Genomic DNA, 13,148 nt, shown 5'->3' on the forward strand with positions numbered 1-13,148 from the left:
AACGGCTGGTCAAGCCGTCAGCCTTTCAATTGTGCGCCCGCGGGAGTGGAGATAGGGTGTTATGACGAAAGATGTTGACTTATGTCGACAGGATGAGAGAAGACACTGGTTTTTTCGGGCGAAAAGGGGCAAACTGTATAGTTGCGCCAAAACACAAAAGCCTTGCCCCGATGATTTCGCGGCAAGGCTTTTTGCTTTCAGGGCCGTTCAGGGCTCGTCGCAACCGATTTCAATGGACTTTGGCAGACGGATTTCGGTCTCGAGACCGTGGGGGCTGACATTGCGCGCCGTGATGGCGCCGCCGTGCGCCGTCACGCTTCGTCTGGCGATGGCGAGCCCAAGGCCGAACCCCGTGCCCGTGCGGACGTTGGCGCCGCGCACGAAGGGCGAGAACATGCCTGCGAGCTCCTCTTCGGGCATGCCGGGACCCTCGTCCCTGCATCTGATGATGAAGCTCTCCGCGTCCGAGGAGAGCGACAGGAGGATCGTGGAGTCTTCGGGTGCGTGGCGAAGCGAGTTGCGCGCAATGTTGTCGACGGCCCTTGCGATCAGGTTGCCGTCCGCATCGACGACGGGATCCCCCTCGAGCACCGTCTTCACGGTCACGTTCTTCTGCTGGGCCTCGAAGCCGAGGTCGTCGGCAACGCCCTCGAGGATGTCCGCGAGACCGACGGGCGACTTCGTCATGTTGGCGCCGTTTTCAAGACGGGCATAGGTGAGAAGCGACTCCACCAGTGCGTTGATGTTGCCGACCTCCTTCTCGATGCGTCCGAGCGAGTCCTGCGTGCGTGCGGGGTCGCGCCTCGCAAGCTCAAGCGCCACCTCGATGCGCGCGAGCGGGCTGCGGACCTCGTGGCTCACGTCGTGAAAGAGCCTTCGCTGCCTTGTGATGAGGGACTCGATCTTGTCCGCCATGCCGTCGAAGACGCGTGCGAGGTTGGCGACCTCGGCGTCCCCGCGGGCGAGTTCCTCGGAGGTGCGGGTGTCGAAGGCGCCGTCGGCGAAGCGGCGCATGGCGCCGTCGAGCGTGTGGAGGCTGCGCGTGTAGAGGCGGGCGAGAAGCCAGGAGACGAGTAGCGTGAAGAAGGCGGCGAGCGAAAGGGTCAGCGCGATCGGAAAGTGATGGAGCTCAGGGGGAATCAGTCTAACGGGGAAGGCGACGGTGCGCACGGCGAAGAATTCGCAGGGCTCGTTGTCGATCTCGACGGTTCTGACGGGCAGGCGCTTTTCTGGCGGACCGTTGGGGGCGTCGGTGAGCTTGCGGATGGCCTCAAGACTTTCGTAGGCCTTGTCGGGCAGCTTGCGTCCGGAGATTTCCCGGCCGCTGCTGTCAAGCACGAAGACGATGGGATTGGTGTTGAGGCGCTCGTTGCGCAGCCATGAGATGAGGCCGTCCCTGCCAGCCACCTCGTAGATGCCGACGGCGCTGTCGACGGACTTGTGTGCGATGAATCGCCATTCAATGCGGCCGATGTCCTCGTTCTGCTGGCTCTGGGCCGAGTAGGCGGCCATCCAGACGCCTGCCGCCGTCAGCAGAATGACGAGGCAGAAGCCGGCGAAGAGCTTGCCGAAAAGCGTGTTGAACAGGCGGTTGAGCATGAGCTACTCCTTCTTTTCGGCGGGACGGCGAGTCGGCGGATGCAGCGGATCAGCGGACCACGAACTGATAGCCCACGCCGCGGATGCTTTCGATCGCGACGCTCGTTCCAAGCACGGCGGCGAGCTTGTGGCGGATCGAGGAGACGTGGACGTCGATCGCGCGGTCATAGCGCTGCATGGCGCGGCCGAGCACCTTCTGGTAGATCTCGTCCTTCGGGACGGGAGTGCCGACCTTGCGGGCCAGCACCTCAAGGAGCGTGAGTTCGGTGCCCGTCAGGTCGATGACGATGCCATTGGCCGTGGCTTCGCGGCGGCTCGGGTTGATGGTGAGGGGGCCAGCCACTACGGGGGCGATCGCAGAGGGCATGTTGGCCGTGCGGCGGAGAATCGCGTTGAGTCGGGCGGCAAGCTCGCGCGGCGGACAGGGCTTGGGAACGTAGTCGTCGGCGCCGAGCTCGAGGCCGATGATGCGGTCGACGGGATCGCCCTTGGCGGTGAGCATGAGAACGGGAAGCTGGCTCTTTTCGCGAATGCGTTTGAGAACCTCCACGCCGCTCATGCCGGGCATCATCACGTCGAGCACGACGATTTCAAATTCCTGTCTTGAAAGCAGTTCCAGAGCCTCGGTGCCGTTGTGGGCAGCAACGGGAGCGAAGCCCTCGAGCTGCAGGTAGTCGACGAGAAGCGTGACGAGCTCGACGTCATCGTCGACGATGAGGATGGGACGGGGATGCTTGAACATAACGGACCCGAAAATAACGGCTTGAACCGTGACTTGGAACAATGGAATGACTCATGTTAACAAAAATCGGCGAGCAAAAGTTTGTTACGTGCTCTTCCGAAACCTTTACCCGAAGCCTGTGGAACGCCGTTGTGGTCTGTAGGAGAATGAAAGTGAGGATCTCAACCGTTTATGATTCTCGTTCAAATTTCCCAAAGACCGGATACAGCAGAAAAACAATGACGAATCCGTTGACGATGAAGAGGTCTGTCCTGGGCTTGCTGATCGGCGCGCTGTTCCTCTCTGGCTGCGCAGTGCAGATGCCGGACATGAAGACCATGGCCGAGGAGGCGGCTCCCGGGGCCTGGAGCGTCTCGATTGAGACTCAGGCGCCTGCCGACCCCGCCGAATTCTGGCAGTCCTGGAACGATCCGAAGCTATCGGCGCTCGTTGAGAAGGCCAGAAGCGCAAATGCCGACGTGCTCACAGCGCTCGCATCACTGCGTACGGCCAGAGCGGGCCTGTCGGAGGCGCAGCATGCGCTCTTTCCCGAGGCCACGATCGGTGGCGACGCTTCGCACCGCCATGCCGACGGCGGTTCGAGCGACAGTTTCTCGGCCTCCGCCGACATGAAGTGGTCGTGGAACCTCGCGGGTGCGGATCTCTCCAACGAGACCGCCAGACGCTATGAGGCGCTCGCGAGCGAAATCTCCGTTGCCGATGCGCAGGCGCTCGTCGAGGCCGAGACGGCTCAGGCGTACATCAACCTGCGTTCGACGCAGGTTCTCCTGCAGATCGCCGAGGACACCGTCAGGAACTACGAGGAAAGTGCCGAGATCGCGGGCTGGCGTGCAGGCGCAGGCCTGAGCAGCGCCTCGGAGGCCGAGGACGCGCTTTCGCAGGTCGCCTCCGCCCGAGCCGCGATTCCTCAGCTGAAGGCGACCGAAGCCACCTATCGAAACGCACTGGCCCGCCTGACGACGATTCCCGCCGACAAGCTCGATCTGGGCACGGGTTCCGTACCTCAGGCGCCGATTCGCCTGACCGCCTCGATTCCCGCCGAGACGCTGATGAAGCGTCCTGACATCCGCAGCGCGCAGGCCTCTCTTCTGGCTGCAGGCGCCGATCTCAGGAGCGCCCGCGAAAGCTATTTCCCGACGCTGTCGCTCTCGGGCTCGCTCGGCACGCAGGCCGCGACGCTCGGCGCCCTCGGCGCGAGCGGCACGGGCATCGCGTCCCTGATCGGCGCGCTGTCCATGCCCGTGCTCAACTGGGGCAGTCTGGCCGCACAGGAGGAGAGGGCCGCCGCATCGCTGGACAAGGCGAAGGCGAACTACCTATCCGTCATCGTGAAGGCGCTTGAGGAGACGGACAACGCCCTCAACGGCATCCGGTCCGCACAGGACCGAACGGCGCTTCTCAGGACGGCCCTTCAGCACACGGAGAAGACCTACGAGCTCACGGGGCTCGAATACAGGTCGGGCATCGGCGACTATTCGATGCTTCTTGAAGCACAGCAGCGCCTCCTCACCCTGAGGGAGAGCGTGACGAACAACATGACGGAGCTTTCCCTTCAGCACGTGAAGCTCTACCGCGCCCTGGGCGGCGCCTGGAAGGCACAGGAGAGTGCAAGATGACCGAACAAGAAAACAACGACCGCACGAAGCTTCTGCTCAAGGATGAAAGCCGCTCGCGCTATGTCCTCTGGGCGGCGGGCGGAGTTCTGGCCGCGCTCGTGGCAGGCGCCTGGTACTGGTATCAGGGCACGCAGAACACCAACGCCGTCAAGTACGTGACCGAGGCCGTCGAGCGCGGGGACGTGCACGTCAGCGTGTCCGCGGACGGCACGCTCGCACCTGTGCGCACCGTCTCGCTCGGTTCCGAGCTTTCGGGCATCGTGCGCGAGGTAAACGTCGACGTCAACGACGAGATCAAGGAGGGCCAGAGCCTCATCGTGCTTGACAAGCGCAATCTGGAGGCGAAGGTGCTTCAGAACAGGGCTTCGCTGCGAAGCGCGGAGGCCAGCCGCAGGCAGAGTGCGGCGAGCCTGAGGGAGGCGGAGCTCAAGCTCAAGCGCATGCAGGAGCTCAATCGTCTCTCCAAGGGCACCATGCCGAGCAAGACCGAGCTTGAGACGCAGGCCGCGTCCGTCGACACGGCGCGCGCGGCGGTCGCCGTGGCCGATGCGAACATCGCCGACGCCATGGCCTCGCTCCAGACGGCTGAGAACGATCTCTCCAAGGCCGACATCAAGTCTCCCATCGACGGCGTGGTGCTCGCCCGTTCGGTCGAGCCCGGCTATGCGGTGGCGGCAAGCCTGCAGGCGGTCGAGCTGCTGACGCTCGCCACCGATCTGAGTCAGCTTGAGCTCGAGGTGTCCGTCGACGAGGCCGACATCGGCGTCGTCAAGCAGGGGCAGAAGGCCTACTTTACGGTGAGCGCCTATCCGAACCGCCGCTTCCCCGCTGAACTGACCAAGGTTTCCTACGGCGCCACGACGACGGAGAACGTGGTGACCTACACGGCCTATCTTCAGGTCGACAACCAGCAGATGCAGCTGCGCCCCGGCATGACGGCTTCGGCCACGATCTCGACGGCTGACAAGCAGGACGTGCTCCTTGTCCCCAATTCCGCCTTCCGCTTCCGTCCCAAGGCCGCATCGGAGAGCGACAAGCCGAAGATGAATGCCATGATGCCGGGGCCGCCCCACGGCGCCGCCAGCAAGAAGGTCAAGGAGATTGCCCAGCACGGCCAGGCGAGCAGGACCGTTTACGTGCTGCGTGACGGCAAGCCCGTGCGCGTCGACGTCGTCACGGGGCTCACCGACGGCATGCAGACCGAAATCGTCTCGGGCGACATCGCCGAGGGCGACAAGGTCGTCGTCGACCAGCAGAAGGGCGCCTGAGGAGACGCAATGGGACAGCCACTAGTTGAACTCGTCGACATCCGCAAGCGCTACGGCACGGGCGAGGCGGCCTTCGAGGCCCTGCGCGGCGTGAGCTTTTCGATTGACGAGGGCGAATTCGTCGCCATCATGGGCGCGTCGGGCTCGGGCAAGTCGACGGCCATGAACATCATCGGCGCGCTCGACAGCCCGACGGCGGGCGCGTATCTCTTCAGCGGAATGCACGTCGAGAGCCTGTCGCGCGACCAGCGTGCGCTCCTGCGGCGCAAGTACCTCGGCTTCGTCTTTCAGGGCTTCAATCTTCTCGCCAGAACGACGGCGCTTGAGAACGTGGAGCTTCCGCTCCTCTACCGCGGCATGGGCGCCTCCGAGCGCCGCAAGCTGGCGCGGGCCGCGCTCGACCGCGTAGGCCTGCTGGACTGGGAGCACCATACGCCGGCGGAGCTCTCGGGCGGACAGCAGCAGCGCGTCGCGATTGCGCGCGCCATCGTCACGCGCCCGAAGCTGCTTCTCGCAGACGAGCCGACGGGCAGTCTTGACACGGCGCGAAGCGAGGAGATCATGGCGCTTCTTTCGGCCCTCAACGCCGAGGACGGCATCACGGTCGTGCTCGTCACGCACGAGCCCGACATGGCCCGCTACGCAAAGCGCCACCTTGTCTTCAGGGACGGCCTGCTCATCAGCGACAGCAAGACGGAGGCCGCGTCATGATCGGGAATGCATTCGTGCTGGCCGTGCGCCAGATCAGTCGAAATCCGCTCAGAAGTCTGCTCACCGTGCTCGGCGTCGTGATCGGCGTCATGGCCGTGATCACGATGGTGACGGTCGGCAACGGGGCCTCGCAGGCCATTCGCACGCAGATCGAGTCCTTCGGCAACAACCAGCTGATGCTGCGTCCCGGTCTTCGCATGGGGCCGGGCCAGAGCGTGGGCGCGCCGAACTTCACGCTCGAGGACGCCGATGCGCTCAAGCGCCAGATCGCGGGCATCGTCGCCGTGGCGCCTCAGGCCTCCAAGACCATGACGGTCGTGGCCAACGGGCGCAACTGGCAGACGAGCGTGATCGGCACGGACAACAACTACTTTACGATCGACAACCGCGAAATCGTCGACGGACGCACCTTCGAGCAGGGCGAAATGCAGTCGGGTGCCGCCGTCTGCGTGATCGGCGGCACCATTCAGAAGGAGCTCTTCGGCGAAGGAGCGGAGGTCATCGGACGCACCATCCGCACGGGAAGCTTCTCGTGCAGGGTCGTGGGCCTTCTCAAGACCAAGGGTACGGCCGCCATGGGCGGCGATCAGGACGACCTGCTCGTCATGCCGATCAAGACGCTCCAACGCCGCATCCTCGGCAAGAACCGAGTCGGCGCCCTTCTGGTTTCGGTGAATCCGCAGTCGGACCGAGACCGCCTGCGCGATGCCGTCACGGAGCTCATGCGCGAGAGGCGCAGCCTCTCCGACGGCGATGACGACAACTTCCAGATTCTGGACACGGCGGAGATCGCCGCCAAGGTGGCATCCACCACGCAGATCATGACTACGCTGCTCGCCGCAGTGGCGGCCGTGAGCCTGCTCGTGGGCGGCATCGGCATCATGAACATCATGCTGGTGTCCGTGACAGAGCGAACCCGTGAAATCGGCATCCGACTCGCCATCGGCGCCCTCGAGCGCGAGGTGCTGCTCCAGTTCCTGATCGAGGCGCTGATGCTCGGCTGCATGGGTGGCGCGCTCGGCGTGCTGGCGGCTCTGGGCGTCTCGAAGGCCCTTGCGGTCTATATGGGCGTGCCCTTCATCTTCAGCCCGGGCATCAATCTGCTCGCCTTCACCGTGTCGGCCCTCACGGGCGTGGTGTTCGGCTTCTTCCCCGCCAGACGTGCGGCCAAGCTCGACCCGATCGAGGCGGTGCGTCACGAGTGACGCGGGAGCGCAGCGGAAAAGCAGAAAGGTCCGAAGCGTGAGCTTCGGACCTTTCATTTTGTTTGCTGGTGCGCTTGCCAGATTCGCATGAAGGCGAAAGCGCACGGCTTAGAACGGAACGTCGTCGCCTTCAAGCTGGTCGAAGGGGGTGTTGGACGTCACCGGGGCGCTCTGGCGGGCTGGCTGGGGAGCTGGCTGGGGAGCGGGACGCGAGGCGCGCGGAGCGCTTTCGAAGCCGTCGTCCATGCCCTGGTTGTCGGACTGGCGGCGGTCGAGGAGCTGCATCGTTTCGCCGATGATTTCGGTGGCGTAGCGGTCAGTGCCGTCCTTGGCCTGGTACTTGCGGGTGCGCAGGCGGCCTTCGATGTAGCACTGGCTGCCCTTGTGGAGGTATTCCTTGGCGATTTCGGCAAGGCGGGAGAAGAGGACCACGCGGTGCCATTCGGTTTCGCTGACGGTCTGGCCTTCGGCGTTGCGGTAGCGGCGCGTCGTGGCGATGTTGAGCGTCGTGATGGCGGTGCCGCCGTCCGTCGTGTAGCGGGTTTCGGGATCTCGGCCGAGATTGCCGATCAGGATTACCTTGTTGATGGAAGCCATGATTAACTAACTTGCAAAATTATATCTATCGAACTTGAATTGCTTCACCTTGTTCATGCTGTCTGCGGGGCTTGGGCTCCTTGAGGCCAAGTGCAAGCAGGAACCAGCAAAGCATAGCAAAACTCGATGCATAGAACACGGCCTGCGATGAAAAATGTTGGGCGATCCAGCCGCCCGCGGCGCCGCCGACGAAGAGCCCGAAGCTCTGCGTCGTGTTGTAGATGCCGAGTGCAAGCCCCTTGTCGGCCTTGGGGGCCGTGCGCGAGATGAGGCCGGGCAGCGTGGCCTCGAGGATGTTGAAGCCGATGAAGAAGAGCGTCACGAGGAAGGCCACCTCCCAGACGGAGTGCATCAGGAAGGAGAAGAGCACGAAGACGACCGCGAGAAGGAGCACGTTCATGCGCAGGAGCGAGGCGACCTTGCGGTTGCGCTCGGCCCAGATGATGGGCTTCATCATGACGGCGAAGCCGATGAGCACGGCGGGAAGATAGATGTACCAGTGGTGCAGGACGGGAAGTCCCATCTCGACGAGCTGCGTCGGAATGACGACGAAGAGGGCCATCTGCACGCAGTGCAGGCAGAAGATGCCCGCGTTGAGGCGCATGAGCTGAGGGTCGAAGGCGACCTTGGGCCAGGGCTGGTGGTCGTCCGCCTCCTCGGTGGCGACGGTGGGCACGTCGGGCACGACCTTGAGGACGATCCAGACGGCGCCTGCGGAAAGGACGGCCGTGAGCCAGAAGAGTCCGGGCACGCCCCAGAGTTCGGTGAGCGGCGGGGCGGCGACGAGGCTGAACGCGAAGGTGAGGCCGATCGAGGCGCCGACGAGCGCCATGGCCTTCGTGATGACGTGGTCGCGCACGCTGTCCGCAATGAGCGCGGTGACGGCGGCGGAGATGGCGCCCGCGCCCTGAAGCGCGCGGCCGATCATGACGGCCCAGATCGTGGTGCCCATGGCGGCGACGACGCTGCCTGCAATGAAGAGCAGGAGGCCGGCGACGATGACGGGCTTGCGGCCGAGACGGTCGCTCGCAGCGCCGAACGGAATCTGCAGGACGCTCTGGGTGAGGCCGTAGATGCCGAGCGTGAGGCCGACGAGAAAGTCGCTGTCTCCGCCGGGCAGGTGCCTGGCATAGACTGCGAAGACGGGAAGAATGAGGAAGAGTCCGAGCATGCGCAGGGCGAAAATGCCTGCGAGGGAGATGCTGGAACGCTTCTCCTGAGCCGTCATGGCTCCGGAGGCGTTTGAGGGATCGTGTTTGGCGCGCATGAGTAGCCGTAAGAATGAAAAGTCGGGAGGACATCCTTTCCCCGAACGGTAGGACAGTCTATATTTGTTAGTTTGATTTTGCCCTTAAGAGCCGTCTTCACATGATGAAAGCCATTTCCGTGCGTGGCGCGCGCACCCACAACCTCAAGAACGTCAGTCTGGATATCCCGCGAGACAAGCTCACGGTCATCACGGGACTTTCGGGCAGCGGCAAGAGTTCGCTCGCCTTCGACACGCTTTACGCGGAGGGGCAGCGCCGCTACGTGGAGAGCATTTCGGCTTATGCGCGGCAGTTCCTTGAGCTGCGTCCGAGGCCCGACGTCGACGGCATCGATGGACTTTCGCCCTCCATCGCCATCGGACAGCGCAGGAGTTCGGGCTCGTCGCGCTCGGTCGTGGGCACCGTCACCGAAATCTCGGACTACATGAGGCTTCTCTTCGCCTGCGCGGGCGTGCCCTACTGCCCCGAGCACGGCAAGCATCTGGAGATGAGCTCGATCGCCTCGATCGTCGACCGCACGCTCACGCTCTCGGACGGCGCGAAGATCATGGTGCTCGCGCCTGTTTCTCGCGGCAAGACGGGCAACTTCAAGGCGTATTTCGAGAAGTCCCTCGCCGATGGCTACGTGAGGTTCAGGATCGACGGCGTCGTTCAGGTTCTCGAGGTTGCACCGTCCCTCAACGACGGCCGGCCGCACGACGTGGACGTCGTGGTCGACCGTCTCAAGGTCTCGCCCGAGGCCCGCACTCGTCTGGCTGAAAGCTGCCAGAGCGCATCCGACCTGAGCAACGGCCGCGTCTACATCGAGGAGTTCGGCACGGGGATGCACTACGAGTTCAGCACGCAGTTCGCCTGTCCGCTCTGCAGCTTCAGCGTTCCTGCGCTCGAACCCATTCACTTCTCCCCCTTCAATCCCGCCGGATGCTGCACGGCCTGCGAAGGCACGGGCACCGTGCGGGCCTTCGACGCAGGGAAGGTCGTAACGGCCGAGACGGGATCGATTGAGGCGGGCGCCATCCCGGGATGGGATGCGAGGAACGGCGTCAAGTTCAAGCTCATCTCCGCTGCGGCGGAGGTGCTCGGCGTGTCCGTCCGCACGCCCTGGTGCGAGTATCCGGAAGAGGTGAAGCAGGTCTTCCTCTATGGCAACGAGCAGACGCGCAAGCTACGGGTGCCCTTCATCGGCGTGATGAACGACCTGCAGAGGCAGTGGGACGATCCGAGGACCCTCAGCTACATGAGGCAGGGTCTCGAGACGTACCGCTCCGACGTCACTTGTCCCGTCTGCAAGGGCGAACGACTTCGCCCCGAGCTTCTGTCCGTCTACGTGGGGGACGGCGACAAGCGCTACTCCTACGGCGAGATGAACTCGATGAGCCTCTCGCAGCTTCGAGCGGCGTTCGCGGGACTTGAGTTCTCGGAGCGCAGGGCTGCGGTGGCCGAGCGTCTGACGGCGGCCATCTCGAGCCGCCTCGCCTTCCTTGAGAACGTGGGTCTGGGCTATCTCTCCCTGAACCGCCGCGCCGACACGCTGTCGGGCGGCGAGATGCAGCGCATCAGGCTTGCGAGCCAGATCGGCTCGGGGCTCTCGGGCGTGCTTTACGTTCTGGACGAGCCGAGCATCGGCCTGCATCAGCGTGACAACGAAAGGCTTTTGAAGAGCCTCGCCGACCTGAGGGACCTCGGCAACACCGTCATCGTCGTCGAGCATGACGAGGACGCCATGCGTTCGGCCGACTATCTCGTCGACATGGGGCCCGGTGCGGGCGAGAAGGGCGGCGAGGTTCTCGCTGCCGGCACGCCCGAGGAGGTCATGGCAAGCGAGCGCTCCCTGACGGGCAAATATCTCAGGGGCGAGCTGAAGATTCCCGTGCCGAAGGAGCGCCTCAAGCCCGAGCGCGGCTGGCTTACGCTTTCGGGCGCCTGCGGCCACAACCTGCGCAACGTCACCCTCAGGGTTCCCGTCGGACTTCTGAGCGTCGTGACAGGCGTTTCGGGCTCGGGCAAGTCCTCGCTCGTCATCGACACGCTCTATGCGGCGATGTCCCGCACGATCAACCGTGCGACGACGATGCGGCCGCTTCCGTACGGACGCATCGAGAACATCGAGGCCTTCGACAAGGTCATCATGGTCGACCAGTCGCCCATCGGACGCACGCCCCGTTCGAACCCTGCGACCTATACGGGCATCTTCTCCGCCATCCGCGAGGTGTTCGAACAGACGCAGACTGCGCGCGAACGCGGCTACGCGGCAAGCCGCTTCAGCTTCAACGTCAAGGGAGGCCGATGCGAGGCCTGTCAGGGCGACGGCATCGTCTGCATGCAGATGCAGTTCCTGCCCGACGTCTACGTGCCCTGCGACGTCTGCCATGGACGCCGCTACAACAGGGAGACGCTTGAGGTGACCTATCAGGGCAGGAACATCGCCGACGTGCTCGAGATGACCGTCGACGAGGCGCTCCCGTTCTTCGACGCCTATCCGAAGATCAAGCGCGTCCTGCAGGCGCTCGCCGACGTCGGCCTCGGCTACATCAAGCTCGGCCAGAGCGCGACGACCTTCTCGGGCGGCGAGGCCCAGCGCATCATGCTCGCCGCCGAGCTGTCGCGACCCGAAACGGGCCGCACGCTCTACATCCTCGACGAACCCACGACGGGCCTTCACTTCAAGGACATCGAGCAGCTTCTCGGCGTCCTGCGCCGCCTGACGGATCAGGGCAACACCGTCCTCCTCATCGAGCACAACCTCGACGTCGTCAAGTGCGCCGATTACGTAGTCGACATGGGCCCCGACGGCGGTGAGAACGGAGGCGTCATCATGGCCGAGGGCACGCCTGAGGAAGTGGCGGAGTCCGACAGCGTCTCGTCGCCTTATCTGAAGCGTGTTTTATAAGTCGATATAAGGAAATGCATCTGTGTCCGTGATGATTTTGGGTGCGTCGGGCCGTCTCGGCAGGGCGCTTTGGGAGAGCCGTCCGCAGACGCTCGAAGTGACGGCGCTGACGCATGCGGAGCTTGATGTAACGGACATTCGGGCGGTCGAGGCCGTCATTGCGCTCGCTAGGCCCGACGTCGTGATCAATGCCGCGGCTTGGACGGACGTGGCGGGCGCCCAGACGAACGCGGCCGCTGCGCGGGCTGTCAATGCCGTGGCGCCCGGCGCCATGGGGCGTCTTTTCGCCCGCACGGGCGTCAGGATCGTGCACTTCTCGACGGACTATGTCTTTTCGGGAGAGGGTTCCTCACCCTGGAACGAAGCTTCCGAGGCCCATCCCAGACAGGCGGGCGTCTACGGCGTCACGAAGCACGAGGGGGAGAGGCTCCTTGAGGAAAGCGGCGTTTCGGGAGCGATCGTGCGCGCGGGCTGGCTTCACAGCGGCGAGCGCGACTTCGTGAACGCCATTCTGTCGGCGGCGGCCGAGGGCAGGGCTCTCTGCGTGACCGCCTCTCAGATCGGTACGCCTACTTCGACGGAGGCGCTCGCCCGATGGACCTGGGACGCCCTGCCCGAACTGACGCCTGTCGATCGACTGACGACGGTCCACTACGTGGAGGAAGGCGGCTGGATCAGCAGGGCCGATATGGCCGTTCATGCACTGGAGGCGGCCGAGGACCGGGCCATCAGGCTCGGTGAATTCAAGCTGGCCATTCGCTTCCGAAAGGCCAGGGAGGGCATGCGGAGAACGGATGCCGACGACGGCTTCAGGCCGCTCAACTGCCGGCTCTCGAGTCTCAAAAAGGACGAGTTTCCGCGGACGGAACGGTGGATGGAGGGTGTGGATAAGTCTGTGGATATCGTTGTTGAGGCCAAAAAATCCCTGTGGATAACTCAAAAATGAGAGTCTGAATCTCCTTGAATTTCAATAAGATGAAATGAAAACGGCCGCCAAGGGGGCGGCCGTGGATAACTTTGGCTCTCCTGTAGGGGAGCGGTGCGTCAGCGCTTGTTGGACTCGAAGTTCCAGGCGTCCCTGCACATGTCGTCGATCGTGCGGGAGGCCTTCCATCCGAGGAGCCTTTCGGCGCGGGCGGGGTCGCACCAGTTGGCGGCGATGTCGCCCTCGCGGCGGTCGACGAGTTCGTAGGGAACGGAACGGTCGCTGGCCTTTTCAAGGTTCATCTCGGAAGTCCGTGGAACGCGGCCT

Annotated in this window: 10 protein-coding genes and 1 pseudogene; 6 read left to right on the forward strand and 5 right to left on the reverse strand. The window is 64.0% G+C overall.

Going from position 1 to position 13,148, the window contains the following annotated elements:
- Positions 1 to 207: 207 nt before the first annotated feature.
- On the reverse strand, positions 208 to 1,599 hold the full coding sequence (locus HMPREF3036_RS02300) for a sensor histidine kinase (protein WP_062331181.1): 1,392 nt from the start codon (positions 1,597 to 1,599) through the stop codon (positions 208 to 210).
- Positions 1,600 to 1,648: 49 nt separating this feature from the next.
- The gene (locus tag HMPREF3036_RS02305) at positions 1,649 to 2,341 is read right to left on the reverse strand and encodes a response regulator transcription factor (protein WP_038006330.1); all 693 of its coding nucleotides are present in this window, start codon (positions 2,339 to 2,341) and stop codon (positions 1,649 to 1,651) included.
- Between the two features lie 236 nt (positions 2,342 to 2,577).
- On the opposite strand from HMPREF3036_RS02305, the gene HMPREF3036_RS02310 reads away from it, so the two are divergent.
- From HMPREF3036_RS02310 to HMPREF3036_RS02325, 4 genes are read left to right on the forward strand one after another with little or no spacing between them, the layout of a single operon-like run.
- Positions 2,578 to 3,957, forward strand: a complete 1,380-nt coding sequence (locus HMPREF3036_RS02310) for an efflux transporter outer membrane subunit (RefSeq protein ID WP_196793844.1) — start codon at positions 2,578 to 2,580, stop codon at positions 3,955 to 3,957.
- A complete protein-coding gene (locus HMPREF3036_RS02315; RefSeq protein ID WP_005433883.1) occupies positions 3,954 to 5,225 on the forward strand; it encodes an efflux RND transporter periplasmic adaptor subunit in 1,272 nt (423 codons plus the stop codon). Before HMPREF3036_RS02310 ends, HMPREF3036_RS02315 begins: the two co-directional genes overlap by 4 nt.
- Before the next feature lie 9 nt (positions 5,226 to 5,234).
- Positions 5,235 to 5,936, forward strand: a complete 702-nt coding sequence (locus HMPREF3036_RS02320; protein ID WP_005433882.1) for an ABC transporter ATP-binding protein — start codon at positions 5,235 to 5,237, stop codon at positions 5,934 to 5,936.
- Complete coding sequence (locus HMPREF3036_RS02325; RefSeq protein ID WP_005433881.1) at positions 5,933 to 7,141, forward strand: ABC transporter permease; 1,209 nt, start codon at positions 5,933 to 5,935, stop codon at positions 7,139 to 7,141. Before HMPREF3036_RS02320 ends, HMPREF3036_RS02325 begins: the two co-directional genes overlap by 4 nt.
- 108 nt (positions 7,142 to 7,249) lie before the next feature.
- On the opposite strand, the gene HMPREF3036_RS02330 is transcribed toward HMPREF3036_RS02325, so the two are convergent.
- Both HMPREF3036_RS02330 and HMPREF3036_RS02335 read right to left on the reverse strand, forming a co-directional pair.
- Positions 7,250 to 7,738: a single-stranded DNA-binding protein gene (locus HMPREF3036_RS02330; RefSeq protein ID WP_005433879.1), complete on the reverse strand. Its 489-nt coding sequence runs from the start codon at positions 7,736 to 7,738 to the stop codon at positions 7,250 to 7,252.
- Positions 7,739 to 7,763: 25 nt separating this feature from the next.
- Positions 7,764 to 8,966 carry an MFS transporter gene (locus tag HMPREF3036_RS02335; RefSeq protein WP_231853551.1) on the reverse strand — a complete coding sequence of 401 codons (1,203 nt, stop codon included), beginning with the start codon at positions 8,964 to 8,966 and terminating at the stop codon, positions 7,764 to 7,766.
- Between the two features lie 143 nt (positions 8,967 to 9,109).
- On the opposite strand from HMPREF3036_RS02335, the gene uvrA reads away from it, so the two are divergent.
- Both uvrA and HMPREF3036_RS02345 read left to right on the forward strand, forming a co-directional pair.
- Entirely contained in the window at positions 9,110 to 11,896 is a 2,787-nt protein-coding gene (gene uvrA / locus HMPREF3036_RS02340) for an excinuclease ABC subunit UvrA (RefSeq protein ID WP_062331196.1), read from the forward strand.
- A 31-nt stretch (positions 11,897 to 11,927) separates the two neighbouring features.
- Positions 11,928 to 12,842 (forward strand): SDR family oxidoreductase, encoded by a 915-nt coding sequence (locus HMPREF3036_RS02345; protein ID WP_062331188.1) that lies wholly within the window; start codon positions 11,928 to 11,930, stop codon positions 12,840 to 12,842.
- Positions 12,843 to 12,940: 98 nt separating this feature from the next.
- Here HMPREF3036_RS02345 and HMPREF3036_RS02350 read toward each other — a convergent pair.
- Positions 12,941 to 13,148: pseudogene (locus HMPREF3036_RS02350) on the reverse strand (GDP-mannose 4,6-dehydratase); the annotation flags it as partial.

It is taken from the genome of Sutterella sp. KLE1602, assembly GCF_001578585.1.
GTDB classification, from domain to species: Bacteria; Pseudomonadota; Gammaproteobacteria; order Burkholderiales; family Burkholderiaceae_F; genus Sutterella; species Sutterella wadsworthensis_A.

Excerpts from the sequence above, each read along its gene's own strand:
- HMPREF3036_RS02300 (WP_062331181.1), bottom strand. The coding sequence starts at position 1,599 with ATGCTCAACCGCCTGTTCAACACGCTTTTCGGCAAGCTCTTCGCCGGC.
- HMPREF3036_RS02305 (WP_038006330.1), bottom strand. The coding sequence starts at position 2,341 with ATGTTCAAGCATCCCCGTCCCATCCTCATCGTCGACGATGACGTCGAG.
- HMPREF3036_RS02310 (WP_196793844.1), top strand. The coding sequence starts at position 2,578 with ATGAAGAGGTCTGTCCTGGGCTTGCTGATCGGCGCGCTGTTCCTCTCT.
- HMPREF3036_RS02315 (WP_005433883.1), top strand. The coding sequence starts at position 3,954 with ATGACCGAACAAGAAAACAACGACCGCACGAAGCTTCTGCTCAAGGAT.
- HMPREF3036_RS02320 (WP_005433882.1), top strand. The coding sequence starts at position 5,235 with ATGGGACAGCCACTAGTTGAACTCGTCGACATCCGCAAGCGCTACGGC.
- HMPREF3036_RS02325 (WP_005433881.1), top strand. The coding sequence starts at position 5,933 with ATGATCGGGAATGCATTCGTGCTGGCCGTGCGCCAGATCAGTCGAAAT.
- HMPREF3036_RS02330 (WP_005433879.1), bottom strand. The coding sequence starts at position 7,738 with ATGGCTTCCATCAACAAGGTAATCCTGATCGGCAATCTCGGCCGAGAT.
- HMPREF3036_RS02335 (WP_231853551.1), bottom strand. The coding sequence starts at position 8,966 with ATGACGGCTCAGGAGAAGCGTTCCAGCATCTCCCTCGCAGGCATTTTC.
- uvrA (WP_062331196.1), top strand. The coding sequence starts at position 9,110 with ATGAAAGCCATTTCCGTGCGTGGCGCGCGCACCCACAACCTCAAGAAC.
- HMPREF3036_RS02345 (WP_062331188.1), top strand. The coding sequence starts at position 11,928 with ATGATTTTGGGTGCGTCGGGCCGTCTCGGCAGGGCGCTTTGGGAGAGC.